We start from the raw sequence: 315 nt of genomic DNA, 5'->3' as shown, positions 1-315 counted from the left end.
CGTCCTCCAGCGTCAGGCTGACCGGAATATCCGCGTCGGCGACCACATCGGTCCCCCCATCGGTTACTGTAAACTCCGCGGTGTAGGTAGTGCTGTTGATACGTTGCAGATTGCTTAAGGCAAAGCCACCAATAGTGCCCGATAGAGCGCCGTAGGTCTCACCGCCATCGTCCGCGACCGTCAGGGTCACCGTGACCGTATCGCTTACCTTCATCGCAGTGTCAGGGATAGAAACGCTGGAGATCACTGGGAGGTTGGCATCGATCGCATCACCGGTCTGGCTGATCGGGATGCTGTACGCCGCGCTGGTATTAC

The 315-nt window shown here is 58.4% G+C and carries 1 protein-coding gene; it reads right to left on the bottom strand.

Annotated features, from left to right (window positions below; all coding sequences use genetic code 11):
- On the bottom strand, positions 1 to 315 hold a 315-nt coding region (locus CXF72_RS00545; RefSeq protein ID WP_157823156.1), incomplete at both ends, for a hypothetical protein.

Origin of the sequence: Psychromonas sp. MB-3u-54 (assembly GCF_002836415.1) — a bacterium.
Lineage (GTDB): Bacteria > Pseudomonadota > Gammaproteobacteria > Enterobacterales > Psychromonadaceae > Psychromonas.
The sequence above is the reverse complement of the archived record's forward strand: the minus strand, read 5'-3'. Positions and strand labels throughout refer to the sequence as shown.